This window comes from Moraxella tetraodonis, assembly GCF_022359095.1.
Lineage (GTDB): Bacteria > Pseudomonadota > Gammaproteobacteria > Pseudomonadales > Moraxellaceae > Faucicola > Faucicola tetraodonis.
Map to the genome: position 1 here is coordinate 758,559 of NZ_JACSYB010000001.1, position 18,813 is coordinate 777,371.

General features: G+C 43.8%; 18 protein-coding genes, 1 other RNA gene and 1 pseudogene. 9 read left to right on the forward strand and 11 right to left on the reverse strand.

From position 1 onward, the window contains the following. Window positions 1-42 precede the first annotated feature (42 nt). Window positions 43-1,014: an HpcH/HpaI aldolase/citrate lyase family protein gene (locus H9W84_RS03380; RefSeq protein WP_275579714.1), complete on the forward strand. Its 972-nt coding sequence runs from the start codon at window positions 43-45 to the stop codon at window positions 1,012-1,014. A 160-nt stretch (window positions 1,015-1,174) separates the two neighbouring features. Continuing rightward, a complete protein-coding gene (locus H9W84_RS03385) occupies window positions 1,175-2,251 on the forward strand; it encodes a WavE lipopolysaccharide synthesis family protein (RefSeq protein ID WP_239741660.1) in 1,077 nt (358 codons plus the stop codon). 101 nt (window positions 2,252-2,352) lie between these two features. On the opposite strand, the gene H9W84_RS03390 is transcribed toward H9W84_RS03385, so the two are convergent. The 7 genes from H9W84_RS03390 to nadR form a co-directional block, all read right to left on the reverse strand. Beyond that, window positions 2,353-3,108 (reverse strand): glycosyltransferase family 2 protein, encoded by a 756-nt coding sequence (locus H9W84_RS03390; protein WP_203171586.1) that lies wholly within the window; start codon window positions 3,106-3,108, stop codon window positions 2,353-2,355. Beyond that, a complete protein-coding gene (locus H9W84_RS03395; RefSeq protein ID WP_239741662.1) occupies window positions 3,099-4,673 on the reverse strand; it encodes an aminoglycoside phosphotransferase family protein in 1,575 nt (524 codons plus the stop codon). The genes H9W84_RS03390 and H9W84_RS03395 overlap by 10 nt, the downstream gene beginning before the upstream one ends. A 43-nt stretch (window positions 4,674-4,716) precedes the next feature. Further along, window positions 4,717-5,088, reverse strand: coding sequence for an HAD-IIIC family phosphatase (locus H9W84_RS03400; RefSeq protein WP_062334198.1), 372 nt, complete (start codon window positions 5,086-5,088; stop codon window positions 4,717-4,719). Between the two features lie 432 nt (window positions 5,089-5,520). Beyond that, on the reverse strand, window positions 5,521-6,711 hold the full coding sequence (locus H9W84_RS03405) for a hypothetical protein (RefSeq protein WP_239741664.1): 1,191 nt from the start codon (window positions 6,709-6,711) through the stop codon (window positions 5,521-5,523). Window positions 6,712-6,864: 153 nt separating this feature from the next. After that, window positions 6,865-7,320, reverse strand: a complete 456-nt coding sequence (locus H9W84_RS03410) for an Mpo1 family 2-hydroxy fatty acid dioxygenase (protein WP_239741665.1) — start codon at window positions 7,318-7,320, stop codon at window positions 6,865-6,867. Window positions 7,321-7,503: 183 nt separating this feature from the next. Continuing rightward, window positions 7,504-8,250 carry a nicotinamide riboside transporter PnuC gene (gene pnuC, locus H9W84_RS03415; RefSeq protein ID WP_239741668.1) on the reverse strand — a complete coding sequence of 249 codons (747 nt, stop codon included), beginning with the start codon at window positions 8,248-8,250 and terminating at the stop codon, window positions 7,504-7,506. A gap of 121 nt (window positions 8,251-8,371) precedes the next feature. Continuing rightward, window positions 8,372-9,445 (reverse strand): multifunctional transcriptional regulator/nicotinamide-nucleotide adenylyltransferase/ribosylnicotinamide kinase NadR, encoded by a 1,074-nt coding sequence (gene nadR / locus H9W84_RS03420; RefSeq protein ID WP_338106427.1) that lies wholly within the window; start codon window positions 9,443-9,445, stop codon window positions 8,372-8,374. A 448-nt stretch (window positions 9,446-9,893) separates the two neighbouring features. On the opposite strand from nadR, the pseudogene H9W84_RS03425 reads away from it, so the two are divergent. Beyond that, a pseudogene (locus H9W84_RS03425) lies at window positions 9,894-10,114 on the forward strand (PspC domain-containing protein). A 208-nt stretch (window positions 10,115-10,322) separates the two neighbouring features. Here H9W84_RS03425 and H9W84_RS03430 read toward each other — a convergent pair. Further along, window positions 10,323-11,861, reverse strand: a complete 1,539-nt coding sequence (locus tag H9W84_RS03430) for a fumarate hydratase (RefSeq protein ID WP_239741670.1) — start codon at window positions 11,859-11,861, stop codon at window positions 10,323-10,325. Between the two features lie 150 nt (window positions 11,862-12,011). Next, a complete protein-coding gene (locus H9W84_RS03435) occupies window positions 12,012-12,884 on the reverse strand; it encodes a rhomboid family intramembrane serine protease (protein ID WP_239741673.1) in 873 nt (290 codons plus the stop codon). Window positions 12,885-13,112: 228 nt separating this feature from the next. Here H9W84_RS03435 and H9W84_RS03440 point away from each other — a divergent pair, with 228 nt between their 5' ends. Both H9W84_RS03440 and H9W84_RS03445 read left to right on the forward strand, forming a co-directional pair. Further along, window positions 13,113-13,793 carry an alpha/beta fold hydrolase gene (locus H9W84_RS03440; RefSeq protein ID WP_239741674.1) on the forward strand — a complete coding sequence of 227 codons (681 nt, stop codon included), beginning with the start codon at window positions 13,113-13,115 and terminating at the stop codon, window positions 13,791-13,793. Between the two features lie 167 nt (window positions 13,794-13,960). Next, window positions 13,961-15,163, forward strand: a complete 1,203-nt coding sequence (locus tag H9W84_RS03445) for an extracellular solute-binding protein (protein ID WP_239741676.1) — start codon at window positions 13,961-13,963, stop codon at window positions 15,161-15,163. Here the strand turns inward: H9W84_RS03445 and H9W84_RS03450 are convergent. After that, window positions 15,160-15,951, reverse strand: a complete 792-nt coding sequence (locus H9W84_RS03450; RefSeq protein ID WP_239741678.1) for a methyltransferase domain-containing protein — start codon at window positions 15,949-15,951, stop codon at window positions 15,160-15,162. The two genes, H9W84_RS03445 and H9W84_RS03450, sit on opposite strands and share 4 nt — an antisense overlap. Further along, window positions 15,948-16,418: an SsrA-binding protein SmpB gene (smpB, locus tag H9W84_RS03455; RefSeq protein WP_007115442.1), complete on the reverse strand. Its 471-nt coding sequence runs from the start codon at window positions 16,416-16,418 to the stop codon at window positions 15,948-15,950. The genes H9W84_RS03450 and smpB overlap by 4 nt, the downstream gene beginning before the upstream one ends. A gap of 435 nt (window positions 16,419-16,853) precedes the next feature. Here smpB and coaD point away from each other — a divergent pair, with 435 nt between their 5' ends. The 4 genes from coaD (at window position 16,854) to rnpB (ending at window position 18,564) form a co-directional block, all read left to right on the forward strand. Beyond that, window positions 16,854-17,378, forward strand: coding sequence for a pantetheine-phosphate adenylyltransferase (gene coaD, locus H9W84_RS03460; RefSeq protein WP_219298921.1), 525 nt, complete (start codon window positions 16,854-16,856; stop codon window positions 17,376-17,378). A gap of 43 nt (window positions 17,379-17,421) precedes the next feature. Next, window positions 17,422-17,685, forward strand: a complete 264-nt coding sequence (locus tag H9W84_RS03465) for a YfhL family 4Fe-4S dicluster ferredoxin (protein WP_095356403.1) — start codon at window positions 17,422-17,424, stop codon at window positions 17,683-17,685. Between the two features lie 82 nt (window positions 17,686-17,767). Further along, window positions 17,768-18,181 carry a PaaI family thioesterase gene (locus H9W84_RS03470; protein WP_007115445.1) on the forward strand — a complete coding sequence of 138 codons (414 nt, stop codon included), beginning with the start codon at window positions 17,768-17,770 and terminating at the stop codon, window positions 18,179-18,181. Between the two features lie 28 nt (window positions 18,182-18,209). Further along, an RNA gene (rnpB, locus tag H9W84_RS03475) (RNase P RNA component class A) lies at window positions 18,210-18,564 on the forward strand. Window positions 18,565-18,813: the final 249 nt, after the last annotated feature.

An 18,813-nucleotide genomic window follows, 5' to 3' on the forward strand; every position in this document is an offset into this window, starting at 1 on the left:
CCCATTTATCCTAACCGCTCTTTTACGCACATTGTACTTTTTATGACACTATTACACCCTGTAAATCATTTTTTACCTGCGTCTGTTGCACCGACTATCAATCCCTACCAGCTGGGTGCGACGCTTTATATGCCAGCCACGCGCCAAGATATTTGGCAAATTATTAGCCAGCAAAAATTGGCTCAGATTGATAGTATCGTGATTTGTTTGGAAGATGCGGTAAGTGAAAGCGAGATTCCTGCCGCGCTCGCAAACTTAAAGCAGCTGCTTGCGACATGGGCTCAGCACGCCCAGAGGCATGGTTTTGGTGACGAATCGCGCCCAATTTCACCGCGAGCCTCACGCCCGATGGTGTTTATCCGACCGCGCAACGCCTTGATGCTCAGCGAGCTTGCCAGTTGGCAGGCGATTGGCTTGGTGGATGGCTTTGTGTTACCAAAAATCGATATGCAAAGCCTTGCTGATTGGCGCTTGGCTTGTCAGGCATTGCCATCGACACAGCTATTGATGCCGACGCTTGAGACTCGGCTCATCTTTAACCCGATACACAACCAAGAACTGGCGCTAGCGTTTAGCGAAGGGTTTAGTCAGTCGATTTTGGCGCTGCGTATTGGCGGCAATGATTTATTTGCCTCGCTGCGCTTGCGTCGCCCGTCCGATGTGACGATCTATCAAACCCCAGTCGGTATACTTATCTATCAGTTAATTGCGTGTTTTGTGCCGCAGGGTTTTTATTTGACCGCGCCGGTGTTTGAGTATTTGGATAAACCTGCCTTGTTTGCTGAAGAATTGCGGCAAGATGTCGCCTTGGGACTGGTGGGCAAAACCGTCATTCACCCTGAGCAAATTGCCGCAGTCAAGCAAGCTTTTTATGTCAACGATGTAGAGCGCAGTCAAGCCACCGCCATTCTTGCCGCCGATGCCAAGGCGGTGTTCAAGCAAGACAACAGTATGCTTGAGCCAGCCACGCATCGCGCGTGGGCGACCAGTGTGATGCTTCGCGCCAATGTCTAAAAGCTAATGTTTAACAGCCAATGTCTAACAGTTTGGCGCATCAAAGTCAGATAACAAATCACTGACCGATAATTGAACAAAATTGCGCTATAATGACGGGTTAGCAGATAACAATAATTAATGATAACAATTTAACTGATAACCAGCATCATGGAAACCTATGCAAGCAAATACTCTCCCCAGTCAGTCAGTGACGGTTATTTTTCAAGGCGGCATCAACGTTCACCAGCTAGGGCAGGGCGGCGATGACGGCAGTGATTTTATCGCTAACGTCGCTAAAACCCGAGCAGCTTTGCCCCATGCAACCATTGTGTTATCGACTTGGGATACGCTTGCGTTGCCCACCGAGTTTGACAGCGCCGACAAATTGGGTATCGATCAGCTGATTTTAAACCCAGATCCTGGTGGGCTACCCAATATCAAATTTGGCTACGACGCCCCTAACAACGTCAATCGACAAATCATCTCAACGCAAGCGGGTCTCAACCAAGTCAGCACCGAATATGCGCTCAAACTGCGCACCGATAGCTACTTGCTCAATGACAATCTGCTACAATTTTATCGCTATTATACCCAGCAAGTAACATTACATTCCCAGCGCCATTTATCCTCAAAAAGTAAAGGAACTGACTATTCGCCGATTGTAGTGCCGTCATTTTTTACCATCGACCCCAGCATGTTTGAGCATATGGCGTTTCATATTAGCGATTGGGCGCAATTTGGCAAGACCGATCGACTGCAGGCGTTTTGGTCGGCACCTCTGATGAGTCGTGACAATGCCACTTATTTTGAATCGCATGCACAAGATATCGATGCCAAATTTGCGGACAATACCTTTCGCACGCGGTTGGCTGTCGAGCAGCATATTGCCAGTCATTATGCTAATCAAATCGGCTACGCTGCCACGCCAAGCTACTATAATGAACTCAACGAGCAGATTCTAGACGCGCATAAGGCATTTTTGGCGAGTGAAGTGATTGTGCTTGATATGACAGACTACGGACTACGGTTACCCAAATACGAGTGGACATTGACCGATGCTTTTATGGCAATGAACTGCATCAGCCATGATGACTGGTATCAGCTGTTTTATCAATATTGGTACCCCAACCAAGTTGACGAAACCCGCTTGGCGCATGCGGATGAACGAGCGGTGATGAAAAGTATTGCCGCGGCAGAGTTTTATCAAAATAGCCCAGTGGATCAACACCAGATTTTCTCGCGTCTTTATCCCTAAATCCGCTAAATAAAAAAGCTTACCCAACAGATGGTAAGCTTTTTTTCAACAGTTAAACAATTAAACGCCAATTTTAAAAATCAATCTTTAAACATGAGCCTTTAAACATCAATCTTTAAACCGTGGGCTTTAAGCGCTTGGTATTCATCCGGCGTACCGCAAAAATCAATGTCGTCATCCGTGATTTTGACATAGCCAACCCTGCCGCCTTGTCCGATTAATAAATTATACATCGGGGCGATATAATATTCGTTGTTAACCGTCAACTGTTGGGCAACCGCTTGTTGAAACAACGATAGATACTGCTGCTTGGATTTAAAATAATACAAGCCATCACTGCAAAGATTGGAGATACGCTGTTTTTCGGTGGTTTTAATTACCTTATCATCGTCATCGACAGCGATAAATGACCAATGGTCGCCTTCGCCTTCAAATACTTCTAAATAGCCATCAACAGACTCTACCCAGTCAGGTTTTTCAAAACCATAGCGAAAGGTATCGATGTTAAAAATATAAATCGGCTCATCGTCATCAATACTAGGATTACCGAGTCCCAGTTCAAGTCCTAGCCCCAGTCCAAGCGCTACTGTTTCAGCTTGCCCCGCTGTCTCGCCATCAAGCGTATGAATCATAAAATTGCGCACACCCAAGCGTGTTAATCGCTCAGCAACAAATCGCGGGGTATCATACACATCGCGCACGATAAGCAAAAATAAATCGGTACTAAAATAGCGCTCAAACGACTTGATTGCCAAATCAAATACAATGGTATCGGCAATCGACAATTGATACTTAGGCACCTCAAAGCCCGCCTTAAAAAAACGACTGCTTAAGCCTGCCATCGGAATTACGAACATGTCACTGCCTCCATCACATACATTTTGTATAAACGATACGCATTAAGCAGCATGGCGCGCTGGCGATCGGGTCTGTCTGCGTGCAAGGGTAGCATGGATAAAAACAATAACACCACGGCTGGCATGATAGATTCTGTGGTCATGTCATTGACCCAGGTGCCGGCAAAAAATTCTTGCTGGATTTGCTCCAAACGCTTATCAATATCAAATCGTATATCGCTACCGCTAGCGCTATCGATAATTTCATAACGCCCTGCGATGATAAAATCATACATACCAATCACAGAATGGGTGAGCTTGGCTAAATCATAGCTTGCGTTGCCAAAAATACTAAAATTACCGTTAGAATCCGTGCCGCGTGGGTCAAAAACTTTTACCCGGCGACCGCGCATGTCATACATGATATTGCTAAAACATAAATCGCCATGCATGACACTCACGGTGTTTGGCAGTGCCAAGGCTTTGTCGATACAGTCCTGCGCAATCTCTAGCGTACTGCCAAGCATCGTTTCATCATATATCACAGCTTTATTCAAATCGACATCGGCATCATCGGCATACGCATACAGCCGCTTTAAGGTTTTTTTATGGTACAAATCTTCGGCATACGATTTGGCAAACCCGGTTTCGATATGACGATGCACGTCGGACTGATTGGCCATACTAAAAAATTCTTTTAATAACTGAAAAATATGTTGCCAAAATTCAGTGGTATTTAACCCATGCACATACAACTCATTGAGTGGTAACAATGGCAAGAACTCTAAGCTATAACTAAATTGCCCGTCCACTTGCTGATAATCAATCAACTGCGGGGTAAAACGTCTAAGTGGCGCAGGAATATGGGTGTACCAATAAATTTCCGCTTCAATTTTGGTGTTGTCGTCACTGCTTTTGGTGACAATGCCTTCACGAATCTGCAGTGAATTAAAGGCTCGTTCGGTGGTCATATTGGCACGGGCATGAATATAATGGACAAAATTACTGCAGTCATAATACGACTCAATGTTGACCGATTTCATTGGCATCGTCTGTTGGTACAAATAAATCGCCCGCACAAAATTTTTCTTACTAATCGCTAGGGCTTTAATCAACTCCAATCGTGAGGAAAAGGCAAAATAGCCAATCCAATCGGTGGGGTTTTCTTTCATTTTTTTGGTTTGTTGCCAGTCGTATTGGCGCGTTTTATCCGACACGCCAATACAATCTGAGTAATCAACTAACTGGGGTAAAAATACATCCCCTTGGATGATACGAATATGCTGGTATGATTTATCAATGGCTAGATTAAGCACATATAAAATGGTCTCAGCCAATGCCAAATTTTCAGGGATTGTCACCACTTCAATGGGCAGAGACTCAATCACTGCTTTTTCATTGAGGGTCAAGGTATAAGCTTCGGGTAGTGACAATAGAATTTTTTCATTGGGAAAGTGTTTGCGTACCACATCGACTTGGAGTTGTAACAGTTTTTTATTGCCGATGGGCAGCATGCAAGGTGGAATGCGCCCAATTTCTGCTTCAAATTCAGCATTGACATAGGAAGAGGCATTAATGAGTATCATGGCGTTAAATTACCTTAAATGTCGTTATTGTTTTTATTTTTTATTAAGGTGTTAAATCAAGCAGCTGGCAAATCTCTGCATAGCTTAACTTGACCAATTCGTCGGGTCGAATAGCTTTGTCATCTACATAAAACCCTTCAAAGCCGCACCAAGGCTTACCCACGTATAATTCATCATACGGGATATCATGTTGTGCCAGCCAATTGATGATAATTGGCAACGTGTTTTTATTAATAGCGCCAATATTGCCTTGATAGGTGCGCATATTGCGACTGGTATTGATGACAATGGTAAACCCTTGTCGATGGTATTCTTTAAGTTTTTCGACAACTTCGGTGATGGGTTGGGCATTGGCATAGTCGCCGTTTTGGGTGGTGCATAGGGTATCATCTAGGTCAAAGATTAGCCGCTTCATTGTTATTATGTTCCTAATATTGCAGTGATAGACTTAAACTAAAATTTTTTGTATTTTTAATAAAATCAAGTATTTGATTGTTATTTTAATTTCAATACCTTAAAACGAATCCCTACCAAATGATATTACTTATTCATTACTTATTGTAAATTTAGGTAAGAATGCGAGAAAAAAATCGATTATAGGGCTTAATCACAATGCTTAACATTGGCTGGAACGCTTTTAACCAATCGATCAATCGATGTTGACAATTTTTGAGAATAAGCCATAGCACCAAAAATGCGGGAAAAAGCGGGTGAGAGCCTGACGAATCTAAATAATATAGGCTGTGATTTAATGAAAGATTGGCTTTTATTAACGATAAGCTAACAGGCTAAAAGATTAAAAGGCGAAACAACAGTAAGCAAAAAACCGCGGCAAGGCGTGGAAAATTTATTTGATAGCGACGTAACTATGGACTTTATACATACGACCCAGCGCGTTTTTCCAGCCACGGGCATTGGGCATAAAGGCTTGGCAATGATCTAAGTGATAGCCATAGCCTGCATTGCCATAGGCCATCAAAAAACTGCCATCCAAAAAGCCTGACTGCCCTATAACAAAGCCGTTACCTTGATTAAATCGCGCTTCAGCACCGTTACCGAGCAAGGTAGCATTGATTGCGGTATAGCCGTGGCCTTGATTGTGGTTGGCATTGGCGTGGGTGATATCGATACTGGCGTGATGACGGGCAAAATAGCCACCGATCACGTTTTCATTGCCAAGACTGCGATTGGCTAAAATACGCCCGCCATTGTCGGCAAAATAGCCATAGCCATAATTGCGATAGGCATTGGTACGTCGGTTGATGCTGTTGCAGCTTAGCATACCATTGTGCAGCGCCAAAAAGCCATGTTTGTTTTCGCTGGCACTGGTATCATGACACCACATCGAGCCATTGGTGAGTGCATAAAACCCTGCGATATGGTTGTGGGCAGACACGCTGTTGTCGGCATTGACAAAGCCGCTAGATTCCGCGCAAAATCCAAAACCCAACTCTTCATCCAAATGCGCACAGTGATACGCCTCGCATTGCTGGGCATCTATCGAGCCCCCATACGCAAAAAACCCGACGTCCCCCGCAAACTGTACAATCACCCCAGGCTCACAGCGGATACTTGAGCCAAAGCGGGCAGCAACCCCATAATAAAACTTATTGATACGGACCTTTGACCCCACGAGCACTTGGCTATTGTAATTGCACATGATACCGGCACCATAGCCTTCATCTTGCCACTGTCCATAGCCCAAAAACGCCTTAGTGCCATTGATAGTCATGCCATCGATTTTAAAAATACCGTTGCCCCGCTGCATCAAAAAGCCACAGCGGTTATGGGCATCATCAAAATGTAGCTGTACCTTATCAGGATTGTCCAAATTGCCAACAATCTCTACCCGATCACTAAAAAAATCAATTTCAACTTGGCTTAAATAATACTCGCCATCGGCAATTTTGATTTGGATAAAGCCTTTATCACCCAAGTTATTTAATTGGCTTTTACAATAAGCCAAAGCCGCGTGAATAGTCGGTAATGTTTGCGGCACGTCAATACGTTGCCAGCGGTTGGATACTTTTTTAATCATAATAACGGCAAGCTAACAAGTGATATGGCACTCAAAATGAGTAGGTCGACCATACATCGCCAAAAAACCTAGCGATAGTCAAAGCCATTGCAGTTATTATCTAGGAAATAGCCGCTGTAATATGTTGGGTTTTCTTAGTGAATATGAAGTTTTTTATGACGATTTAGGTTTTGCCAATTTTTCACTCAACGAATTCGCGACCCAGGCAGGCCCAATCAACAAAAATTGTAAGTCTTCAAAAAATGACGGTTTTTTGCCCTCAATTTTGTGACCGACAAATTGCCCAATCCACGCGACCACAAATACGCCAAACCAAAACTTAAACCCAAATGGCAAGATAGCAATCGCTGCCAAGCAAAACAGCACAAACATGCCCATGGCAATAAATAATTGCGTAGACAAGCGTAGATAAAACAGCATTACCAAAGCAATCAATACCAACGTAAACGCCGCCTGCCATGACATTCCCATGCCTAAGATACTGGCAAAAATCGTGGGTACGCACAGCCAATGAATTTTTTTATTGATAGGATGTTGGTGGCTCACAGCGTAGTCAGCCAGCCAGCTTTGTAGGGATTTTTTTGAATGAAGCAGGGTCACGGTTGCCATAATCTTCTTCCTTAAAGATAATAAAAACAATGAAAAAAATTGCTGATAAAAAATGGGTGTGAAGCCCATCAGTTACCCCTGAATCGTATCACACCCTAGTCGTTTTTCAAATCAGCGAATTTACACTGATAGGTTTTGATATCAGTGGCTTTTAATAACAATGGCTTTTGATATCAGTGGCTACTAGGCTAAGCCTTTGGCTTTTTGCTCACTGCGATACCATTCATACAGCCCCACAAACGCATTGATTTGGTACACCATGGTTTGAATGGCAAAAATATAATTTTGCGACATCAAGTTGACAATCAGCCAGACAAAATTCACCACAATCCATAACCACCAGTTAAATGAATAGCGTAAAATCATCGTGGCTTGCGCTGTGATAGATAGCACAAATGCCAACACATTAATCCAAAAAAAATCAATTACGCCCAAAAATTTACTGCCATCGTTGGCGACCACGCCATAACCCATCGACGCTAGCCAATTATTGACAGTTGGAAATAATGCCAAGCCAATCGCGATAAAGGCAATGGTTACCAACCACACAATTTTATTGGCTGATTTGGGAATCATATTGCCATCGCCATCGGTATTTTTTGACCAATAAAAAATGCCATATAAATGGGTAAAAAAGTTAAACAGCGGCGCAAGCATCAAACCCACCGCACCTGCGGTTCCCTGTACAATGGTTTCGCCCGCCGTTGCCAACATACCAAAGCCATTACCTGCTATATTGCGGCGAAAACTCAGCGACACCACACACAATAGCCCGATAAAAGACACCCCCAAATAAAACCAGTCTAACGCTCGATGTTCTGTGGTCAACCAAAAGCCCGTAGCCAATGCCACCACCCCAAAAAAGAACCATACCACCGTCCATTCTTGTGCCCATTCACCGGTAATTTTATCCAAAATTGCAATTCGCATTTCGCCTCCAACAGTCATTACAACCATAACAACATTTTTTTAACTAAGTTTTAAAAAATAAAACCAAAAATTTTTAGCATATTTACCAAGCATGTCTAGCAAGTATGTCTACAAAATTATTTTATGCCTCGATATCTTGGTAGTGGTGAAAAACGTGTGCATCAATGAGCGCAATCGCATCCAAGAACCGCTGGTGATAGTCTGGACTATCAATAAACAGCGGGGCAATATGATGGCGGGCAAAGATTTGTTTTAAACGATTTTCAAAACGCTCACGCTGGGACTCGCTGCCTAAAGAGCGCATCCCATCGGCGACCCAAGGGGTGTTATTGGCAAGCATCAGGGTGTAATCTAAGCGAAACTCATCGATACAAGCGGTCAAAAACGGGTGGGTACGCCCTTCATATTCTTCACAGAATGCTTGCGTGGTGACAAAATCTGTATCCACCAAAGTGATTGGGGCAGGGGCAAAGCGTTTGGCGACGCGTATCGCTTGCTCATGGTCAGTTGCCATGAGCGGATAGTCATCGTATTGCATACCAAGCTCAGTACCCCCCAAATCAGTTTGCACAAACAGCCGTCCCATTTCTAAGCCATAGCTTGCACCATAATAGTTGGCTAATTTATGCAGTAGTGTGGTTTTACCTGAGCTTTCACCACCCACCAATGCCACAGTTTTGGTGTAGTCACCTCGCGCTTGCGGGTGAATGGCTGACCAATACAGCGCGGGATTATTGTGAATCTTGCGGCTATCAAAGCCGTGCTGGCGTGGCGTGGTCACTACAGGTAAATGTAAATCATAATCGACAAACGGATGGGTTTCATCCATAAACACAACCGGGGTTACTACCTCTGCCTCATCGCTAGACGCGCTCAACTTAGGGTAGCGTTGTTGCAAATCCGCTAATACCGCATTGACCTGATCAACGCTCAAATCTTGATAATTGTCTTCATACGAGGGCGTTACCAAATCAGGTAAAATCTCTATATGTACAAATGGCAAATCAGCAAATGCCATCGTCATCCAGCGCGCTTTATCTTTCAAATCAATGGAAAAATTTGGATTGGGCGCAGGGTGGGGAGTAATAAAAATATATAAATCTTTGACTTGCCCAGACGCATGTAAAATCGTTCTTACATGCCCCAAATGCAGCGGCTCAAAATGTCCAATAATGATACCCACATCTTGCATCATGCTTTCCTCAATACTTCATCACGGTTTTTTAACTATTTTTTAGCGACTTGATTTTTTGATTACTTGGATACATCTTGTTAGTAACGCTATGATAATCGATTAGCTTCTACGAAGTTACAATCGTTTGTAACGCTAGTATCACAATTTGTAAGAAACAGTGCACACACGCTACTAAACACGCTATATAGATAGCCGCGATAACACTGCTTGTTATAATCGCTCATGATAATAATGCTGTAGAAAAAGTTACTAAAAGAAACATCATTCTACGTTTTGTCACCCAACTACACCCTGCATTTGCTTATAATAAATCGTAACCAAAACATAGCGTCTTTAACCAATAATTTTAGCTGATGGCATTAAGTTTTAAAGGCATTAAATTTCAAAGATGTTAGGTTTTAACTAAGTCGTAAGTGGTTTTTTTTGTTTTTAACAGGTAAAAAATTGAATGGCAAATAAACTGGTAAAACTTCATCGCTCTCAGAATCATCGTATGATTGCCGGTGTGATGGGGGTATTGCAGAGTATTTAGGCTGGAATGCAACATTGGTGCGTTTGTTGTTTGTGATTATCTCAACTGCAAGTGTCGCAGTACCAGGCATTTTGATATATATCGTGTTATGGATTGTCATGCCAAATGCTACCCAAAGCTCCTATCGTACGGTTTGATGGGTGTATTGGTTTATTTGTAGCAAAGCTAAACAGTTAAAAAAAGAAATATTATAAATAATAACAATTAGCTATAACAATAACTATAAACTTCTCCACTTTTCCTCCTGCCCAGATATTACATTATCTGGGTATTTTTTTAACCTAAAAAAAGCCTTAAGGGAATGCTTAAGGCTTTTGTTTATATTAAAAATCTTGAAAAAATTGACTAAGGCACAAAACGTACAGGCTCGGCAATCACTTGCTGGGCGCGTTCTGCGACTTTATCAAAGCGGTGGATACTGTTACCTTGGTTGTCAACAGCGACCGTCACCGGCATATCTTCTACTTCAAACTCATAAATCGCTTCCATACCTAGCTCTGGGAAGGCAAGCACTTTAGCGCCTTTGATAGCTTTTGATACCAGATAAGCGGCACCGCCCACGGCAATCAGATAAATTGCGCCATGTTTGGCGATGACTTCACAGGTCGCAGGGCTACGCTCGGATTTACCGATCATCCCAATCAAGCCTTGATCCAAGATTGTGTCGGTGAATTTATCCATACGCGTTGAGGTGGTGGGACCCGCCGGACCGACCACTTCATCGCCCACGGCATCGACAGGACCGACATAATAAATAAAGCGATTTTGTAAATCAACGGGTAGCGCTTCACCTTTGGCAAGCATATCGACCATGCGTTTATGGGCGGCATCACGACCCGTTAAGATTTTACCACTAAGTAGTAAGGTATCACCGATGTTAAACTGACCTAAGGTTTCTTTGGTTAAGTCGTTAACATTGATTTTAATCACATCATCGGAGCCAAATGACACTTCTGGCCAATCTGATAGTGAAGGTACCGGCAAGGCTGCTTCACCTTGACCGTCTAGGGTAAAGTGAATATGACGAGTCGCCGCACAGTTTGGAATCATGGCAACGGCTTTGCTTGCGGCATGGGTAGGAAAGTCTAGTACTTTCACATCGAGTACCGTAGTCAAGCCGCCAAGACCTTGAGCGCCAACGCCAAGCTCGTTCACTTTGTCGTACATATTAAGACGTAAGCGCTCAACGCTATCAAGCTCGGCACCGCTTTGGGCTTTGGCTTGTAAATCATGGATATCGATGTGTTCCATGAGCGAGCGCTTGGCAAGCATCATGGCTTTTTCTGGCGTGCCGCCGACACCGATACCTAAAATACCAGGTGGGCACCAACCGGCCCCCATTTGAGGAACGGTTTTTAACACCCATTCTTCAATCGAATCTGAGGGGTTTAGCATCGCAAATTTTGCTTTGTTTTCTGAACCGCCACCTTTTGCGGCACAAATCACATTAACTTTGTCACCCGGTACCACGCTCATGTGCACCACCGCTGGCGTGTTGTCTTTGGTGTTTTGACGTTTACTAATTGGGTCTACTAGGATGGATGCCCGTAGTGGGTTATCTGGATTGTTGTAAGCACGGCGTACCCCTTCATTAACCATGTCTTCAACGCTCATCGCTGAGCCTTGCAAGTCCCATTGCACGTTCATACCGATATCAAGGAACACCACCGCACTACCGGTATCTTGGCAAATCGGACGATGACCCATCGCTGACATACGACTATTGGTGAGGATTTGCCCCATGGCGTTTTTGGCAGATTGGTTGGTTTCTTTTTGCCATGCTCCATATACAGCATCAACGAAGTCTTTTGGGTGATAATAACTGATGTATTGAAAGGCGTTGGCGATAGAATTGATAAAGTCGTCTTTCTTGATGACGGTCATTGGCTGGTCCTTTTCACTGGCTAAATAGTGGCGCTATTATAGCATTGTCACTTGCTAGATTGGCAAACAAGATTGGCAAAAGGGCGCAGGAATAAGCGTTTTAGACGGTTAACTCCTAAAATTTTTATCCCGTTAAAAAATTATTAACAGTTAGTGGATAATACTTGGCAATGCATGATTGAGTAATTGCATAAAACTGATATGTAGCCAGCCATACATCGCCACAAATCCCACTATCAACACTACATAGCTTGCGGTGATAATTTTACCCTTTAACACCACTAAAGAAGGCGGTATGAATGGGGCAGTACTGCCAGAGATTGGTCCATTGCCAAGATGATGGGGTGGCCAAGGTGTGCTACTAGCTTGATGGGCGAATATCTGCTGCTGGCGGATAACGCGATACTGCATGACGTACACTATACCCAGCAAGCCACCTATAATTGCACCGCCTACATGACTGGCATTATCGATACCACCCACCAAAAAACCATAGCCTAAATTAATCACCATGACTATCAGTAACGAGCGAAAATTTAATGCAAAATTATTGAATGATGTTTTGGTTAGCGCTGTCACCAATAGCGCCATCCCAATGCCCATGATACCACCTGACGCACCGGCACTAATAATCGGCGGCTCACCTGCCATCACGCTATGCAAGCCCAAAAAGTTATTGAGCAGATTGCCGCCAACCCCTGATAACAAAAACAACGCTAAAAAATTGACAGCGCCAAACATCCGCTCAGCCACTTGTCCAAAATAATATAAAGCAAACATATTAAACAGCAAATGCATAAAACCAATATGCAAAAACAAGCTGGTCACCAATCGCCACGGCGCTTTACCTAGCGAAAAGGGTAAAAAATTGGCACCCCAAGCAATTAACGATTGATTAGTAGGATTGGTCGGATTGACGCCAAAAAATAGCTGTAATGCAAACACCCCAATGCAAATTACTACCAACGCCAACGTGATAGGGTAGTATTGTAAAGCTTGTTGGATTGGGGATTCAAATGCCATAGCGCGCCTTATGTAAACCAATTTAAGCCAAAATTTCAAAGCAAAAAGCCTGTATAAAATCATTATTATCAATTCACAAACCGCAATTATAGTATGAAATGGTAACAATGTTTTGCAAATCCGTCGCGGTAACCGAGAAAATGATAAGCTAAGCGGGAGGCATTCTTTCCAAATTTTTAGCATCATAAATACAAATCATAGATAAAAATTGTAGATACAAAAGGCTTTATGATAAAACGCCAATCCAAACCGCTTGTCATTCTCATTCATGGCTTGCACATGCATGCCTGGGCGATGCGACCGCTTGCCAAAAAACTCAGCAAACTCGGCTACGAATGTCACAGGTTCGGGTATTTTAGCGTCGCGCATAATCTTGCCAATCATAGCCGCCGTTTGCACCGCTGGCTCACCAAACATGAAAAAGCGGGTGTGCCTATTTATTTGGTCGGTCATAGTCTTGGTGGTCTGGTCATTCGAGACTTTTTGCAGCGCTATCCACAGTGGCAGATTACGCGCTGTGTGACACTTGGAACGCCGCATAATGGTAGCATCAGTGCCAATAATATCGTCAAAATCCTGCCCAAATTCGTCGGTCGCTCGTATCTGCAGGGACTAGATGGCAATGCGCCGGCACTCAACGATGAAGTACAGCTAGGGATTATTGCGGGGGTTCGTTCGGTGGGGCTTGGCAAAGTGGTATTACCCCGTAACCGTGAACTCGCCAAGCTTGAGCCGCATCTGCAGCCCAATGACGGCACGGTATTTGTTCATGAAACCCAGCTTGCCGCTGCCAAAGACCATATCATCGTCAATGCGTCCCATACGGGATTACTGATAAATGATGAAGTAGCGATGCAAATCCATCACTTTTTGCAACAAGGGCATTTTTTGCATACAAAAAATTGTTGAGACCACCTAGGGTTAAAAACCCATCAATTCAAAGTTTTTTTAAGAATTATGTTGGGGCAAAATGCTATAATCATCCAAAGTTTTTTAGGCGCTCTATTGAGCGATGATGTATTTAGCCATCATCCATTGAGCGATGGTCAGGCAAAGCTGTTGAAGAAGGTTAAGCTGTGTTGAAAGCAAGTGATGTGATGGGTTGTATGATGGGTCATAAGGTGCGTACCAATGTCAATGCGCAATCATCAGCCATCAGCGCTTTGTTAATTGCCTTGGTGAGTATATCGGGTGCGACCTTAACTGCCTGTAGCCCGTCATCGACGCCGCCATCCCCAACGTCGCAAGCGGCTTCGACCACCGCTTCGAGCGCTAATGGCAATAATGCCAGTAATACCAATGCAACGCCAAATGCCAGTATTGCGAGTACAACTGCTGCAGTGCCCAACCAACTCACGATTTACACTTCCATTGACAAAGCGGCGCTTGAGCCGTTATTAACCAGCTATGCTAGGCAAGTCAATGTGCCGATTCATATCGTGCAAGATGAACCAATGTCAATTTTGGCACGGTTAAAAGCAGAAGGTGCCAATAGCCCTGCGGATGTGATTTTGACTGAAGATGCGGGTATTTTTAGTACCGCAGTCGAAGAGGGGTTGTTACAACCCTTTAATGCCGAAAAAGCAGTGGCGCATGTCCCAGAGCGTTACCGCGATCCTGATGGCAATTGGATTGCGTTATCGAGCTACGCACGTACTGCGGTGTATGATAGTCGTGTACTCCATAGCAATGATATCTCAAGCTATGCCGACTTGGCCAAAGTCAAATGGTCACAAAAACTGTGCCTAAGCCAAGGCAAATACATCCCTAATCAATCACTGGTGGTCAATCTCATCAATAATCTGGGCGATAAACGCACCCAAGAAGTGATGCAAGGTTGGCTTGCCAATCTGAGTGTACCCCTGCTGCTGGATGACAGTGAAGTGCTAAAGGCCATAGAAAGCGGTAAATGCCAAATCGGTCTGGTCAACAGTAACCACTACGGACGCTATCTACAAGCGCATCCCGATACCCCGATTAAAATCAAATGGATCAATAAGGGCTACGGCGGCGTCAGTACCAACATCACAGGGGTTGCCATTCCCCATGCCGCCAAGCATACCGAGCTAGCTTTAGGGCTGATTGAATGGCTGGCTGCCAAAGATCAGCAATCGCTGTATGCCAGTTTAAGTAACACCTTTCCGATTGACCCCAATGCCGAAGCCTCGGTATTACTCAAATCTTGGGGGGATATTGAAGTCAGCCCGATACCTGTGAGGTTTTATGGCGAAAGACAAGCGCTGGCAGTCGATTCAATGCAGCAAGCGGGTTATTACTAATTAGCTTTGCTCACCAAAAAATGCAAATAACGCCCTAGCCATTTATAAGGGTCTTGTCCGCTATAGGCGACTTCCATATCAATTACCGCTTGTGGATTGGTATGTCCACCACGCTTGAGCGGTGAATAATCATGAAACACCCGTAACCCTGAGGTATGAAAGATTTGGTAATGATGGTCACCAATCCAAGCAATCACCTCATCTTTTGCCACCGGGTGATTGGGCGTCAAACTGCCATTATCGGCTTTAAAATCTTTGTTATTTAGTAGATTAAAATTGCCCATCACCAAGTTACGGTACACAAAGCTGGCAGGGTTATAAAAACACAGCGATAGCACCCCTTTTTCAGCGCCATCATCGACAAGCCACCGATCAAAAAAATCCATAATCAGTTTTGGCTCAGCCAACCACTCAAGCACCGCATGACACAGGATTAAATCATATTTGCCGGTTAATTTATCATCCAATTGCTGATAAGGGCAGGTATGCCAGGTGATATTTTGTGCCGCCTCGCCTGCGTTTTGTTTGGCAATCTCAAGCATATTGGCAGAGATGTCATTGATGGTGACGTCATGCCCGTCTTTGGCAAGTTCGATACTGATTTGCGCCAAACCTGCACCAACATCCAACACGCGAAGGGGTCGGTTGTGTGTCTGTTGCCATGACTTTACCCAGCCAAAAATATCATGGCGCAGCACAGCAAGGCGAATTTCACCTTTTAAGCCGCCGTATATTTTTTTCTCAAAATGCGCGCTGATGTCATCAAAATTGCGGTCTTGGTTCATCATACAAGATTTTTCAGTCCGCGTTGTTTTTCGCGTTGATAATCACGCTCTTTTAAAGTGGCGCGTTTATCGTGCAGTTTTTTACCCTTCGCAAGGGCAATTTCGCATTTGACGCGTCCATGACTCCAGTACACTTTAAGCGCCACACAGGTATGACCTTTTTGGTTAACCATGCCAAAGAGCTTATCAATCTCGCGGCGGTGCAGCAGTAGTTTACGGGTGCGAAGGGGGTCAGCGACAATGTGAGTCGATGCCGATAACAGCGGCTGAATATGCGCGCCAAACAAAAAGGCTTCACCATCTCTAAAAATCACATAGCTTTCGGTGATACGCATTTTACCGGCACGGATGGATTTGACTTCCCAGCCGAGTAGCTCAAGCCCCGCTTCAAAGCTTTCTTCAATAAAATACTCGTGACGCGCTTTTTTGTTGCTAGCAATCAGGCTAGGCATTTTTGGTTTTTTAGTCATTTAGGTTTCCTTGCTGCAACATCGCGGACATACCCAATGCTGCACAGCATGTTTTAATCATCTTATTGCCATAATCTTATTACAAGAATCGGGTTGCCATAAATCAGTATGACAAGCCGTTTAATATGGCGATAAATCCCAATAAATCAATTCATAGATTTTGATTACTAAGTTTAAGTTGTTGATTATTGGGCTTTGGATTACTAAGTTTTTAATTGCTAGGTTTTTCATTATTACGCTTTACCCTAAATTTTAATTAAGCTTTGGGTAAAATGCTGCAAAGCTGTCATGATAACACGCTACACACAAATTGATAGTGAGATTTAATTGTTAATTGGCGTCAAATTTTGCTAGGATTAGCAACAAACTAGCAATCTTTGTTTTAGCCGTATTGTTAGCGCCAAATAGCGCATTATTTATCATAAAGAGACAGCCATGTCAGCAGCCAGCCAGCCAATTGCAACCCCTTATACTAAAATTATCTATCCGGGTACATTTGACCCGATTACCAAAGGGCACCTTGATTTGATTAAGCGCGCTTGCCGCCTGTTTGATGAGGTGATTGTCGCAGTGGCGATTGGGCATCATAAAAAACCGCTATTTACTTTAGAGGAACGGATTGGACTGGTAGAAAAAGCCTGTCATGATAAAGATTTGAGCAATATATCTGTGATTGGCTTTGATGGGTTATTGGTGGATTTGGCAAAAAATCAACAAGCCACAGGTGTACTGCGTGGATTGCGGGCGATGTCAGATTTTGAGTATGAATTTCAGCTCGCCAATCTCAATCGTGAACTAGACCCAAATTTTGAAGCGGTGTTTTTGACCCCATCGCAGCAATATTCTTTTATCTCCTCGACACTGGTGCGCGAAATTGGCAAATTAGACGGTGATGTGAGTAAATTTGTACCGCCGTGTGTCGAAGAAGCATTTGAACGAAAAAAACAACAGGGTTGGTAAGTCGTGGTAAAATAACCGTTTCTTAGTAAACGTTTTAAAAGCTATGGCATTAATAATCACTGATGAATGTATCAACTGCGATGTCTGCGAGCCACTTTGCCCCAACGATGCGATTTATGTGGGCGAGTTGATTTATGAAATTGACCCTGCGCTGTGTACCGAGTGTGTCGGTCATTTTGATGAGCCGCAGTGTTCGCTGTTTTGTCCTGTACCTGATTGCATCCCAAGAGATCCGAACTATCTGGAGACGCCAGCGCAGTTGCTGCTCAAATTTGAGCGCATCACCCAAACTAAAACCAGTCAATAAATTTTCACAACCACTATTTTTCAAAACGTCGATTTTTAACAACGTCGATTTTTAACAAAAATATTGTAGATAAGGAATGTCTATGCCCGCCAATAAAGCAGAACTGAGTGCTTTTCTGAAGCAATCTTTCCCCCAAGCCAACTGCCACATCGAATCGGTGGGTAACGGTCAAGCCATTGTATCCCATCCTATCGGTGATGATGAGTTACGACCGGGTGGCACGGTATCAGGGCCTGTGATGATGAAAGTGGCTGATGTTGCGCTATATGTGGCTATTTTGGGCGAAATTGGTATCGTCCCATTGGCAGTGACCACCAATCTTAATGTGTCTTTTCTGCGAAAACCCTCTGCACAAGCCAACCTTATCGCCAAATGCCAGCTTATCAAAGTGGGGCGCACGCTTGCAGTAGGCGATGTATTGATTTATTCAGAAGGTGATGACAGACCTGTGGCGCATGCAGTCGGTACGTATGCGTTGCCTGCTGACCGTGACTAAATAGATAAAGCCTGTTATAATGCTTGCCTTGGCAGACCAGACGAACGCTGCTTGCCCTTGTTTACAGTGGGTAAGGGGAGGAAAGTCCGGGCTACACAGGGCAGAGTGCCAGCTAACGGCTGGGGGGCGTAAGCCTACGACAAGTGCAGCAGAGAGTAGACCGCCTTAGCAATAAGGTAAGGGTGAAAGGGTGGGGTAAGAGCCCACCGCATGACTGGTAACAGTTCATGGCAAGGTAAACTCCACTCGTAGCAAGACCAAATAGGTGTCCGTATGGCGTTGCCCGCGTTGGACACGGGTAGGTTGCTTGAGCGTATTGGTAACGATACGCCTAGATGAATGTTCGTCCTAGACAGAACCCGGCTTATCGGTTTGCCATATTATTTATGATTAAGTTATTGATAATAAAATATTTTTTATTTTAAATATTGGATTTAGTAGCCACTTTAGTAGCCGATTAAATTATCTAAGTTATCAAATAAAGAAGTTAATAATAAGGTGATAAATAAATTTTTCACACCATACCTACATTATTAATTTGATAGGCATTTTTGTATAGCTTGCTCAACTGTATATTGATATTCATTAACATGCGTCTCATTATTTCTGTGGAGTTGCACTTGTTACTGATA

Bases quoted from the DNA above. Each gene is read 5' to 3' on its own strand.
- H9W84_RS03465 (WP_095356403.1), top strand. From the start codon at position 17,422: ATGGCATTAATAATCACTGATGAATGTATCAACTGCGATGTCTGCGAG.
- smpB (WP_007115442.1), bottom strand. From the start codon at position 16,418: ATGACTAAAAAACCAAAAATGCCTAGCCTGATTGCTAGCAACAAAAAA.
- H9W84_RS03450 (WP_239741678.1), bottom strand. From the start codon at position 15,951: ATGATGAACCAAGACCGCAATTTTGATGACATCAGCGCGCATTTTGAG.
- H9W84_RS03430 (WP_239741670.1), bottom strand. From the start codon at position 11,861: ATGACCGTCATCAAGAAAGACGACTTTATCAATTCTATCGCCAACGCC.
- H9W84_RS03390 (WP_203171586.1), bottom strand. From the start codon at position 3,108: ATGTTCGTAATTCCGATGGCAGGCTTAAGCAGTCGTTTTTTTAAGGCG.
- coaD (WP_219298921.1), top strand. From the start codon at position 16,854: ATGTCAGCAGCCAGCCAGCCAATTGCAACCCCTTATACTAAAATTATC.
- H9W84_RS03395 (WP_239741662.1), bottom strand. From the start codon at position 4,673: ATGATACTCATTAATGCCTCTTCCTATGTCAATGCTGAATTTGAAGCA.
- H9W84_RS03435 (WP_239741673.1), bottom strand. From the start codon at position 12,884: ATGGCATTTGAATCCCCAATCCAACAAGCTTTACAATACTACCCTATC.
- nadR (WP_338106427.1), bottom strand. From the start codon at position 9,445: ATGATGCAAGATGTGGGTATCATTATTGGACATTTTGAGCCGCTGCAT.
- H9W84_RS03380 (WP_275579714.1), top strand. From the start codon at position 43: ATGACACTATTACACCCTGTAAATCATTTTTTACCTGCGTCTGTTGCA.
- pnuC (WP_239741668.1), bottom strand. From the start codon at position 8,250: ATGCGAATTGCAATTTTGGATAAAATTACCGGTGAATGGGCACAAGAA.
- H9W84_RS03400 (WP_062334198.1), bottom strand. From the start codon at position 5,088: ATGAAGCGGCTAATCTTTGACCTAGATGATACCCTATGCACCACCCAA.
- H9W84_RS03470 (WP_007115445.1), top strand. From the start codon at position 17,768: ATGCCCGCCAATAAAGCAGAACTGAGTGCTTTTCTGAAGCAATCTTTC.
- H9W84_RS03405 (WP_239741664.1), bottom strand. From the start codon at position 6,711: ATGATTAAAAAAGTATCCAACCGCTGGCAACGTATTGACGTGCCGCAA.
- H9W84_RS03385 (WP_239741660.1), top strand. From the start codon at position 1,175: ATGCAAGCAAATACTCTCCCCAGTCAGTCAGTGACGGTTATTTTTCAA.
- H9W84_RS03410 (WP_239741665.1), bottom strand. From the start codon at position 7,320: ATGGCAACCGTGACCCTGCTTCATTCAAAAAAATCCCTACAAAGCTGG.
- H9W84_RS03440 (WP_239741674.1), top strand. From the start codon at position 13,113: ATGATAAAACGCCAATCCAAACCGCTTGTCATTCTCATTCATGGCTTG.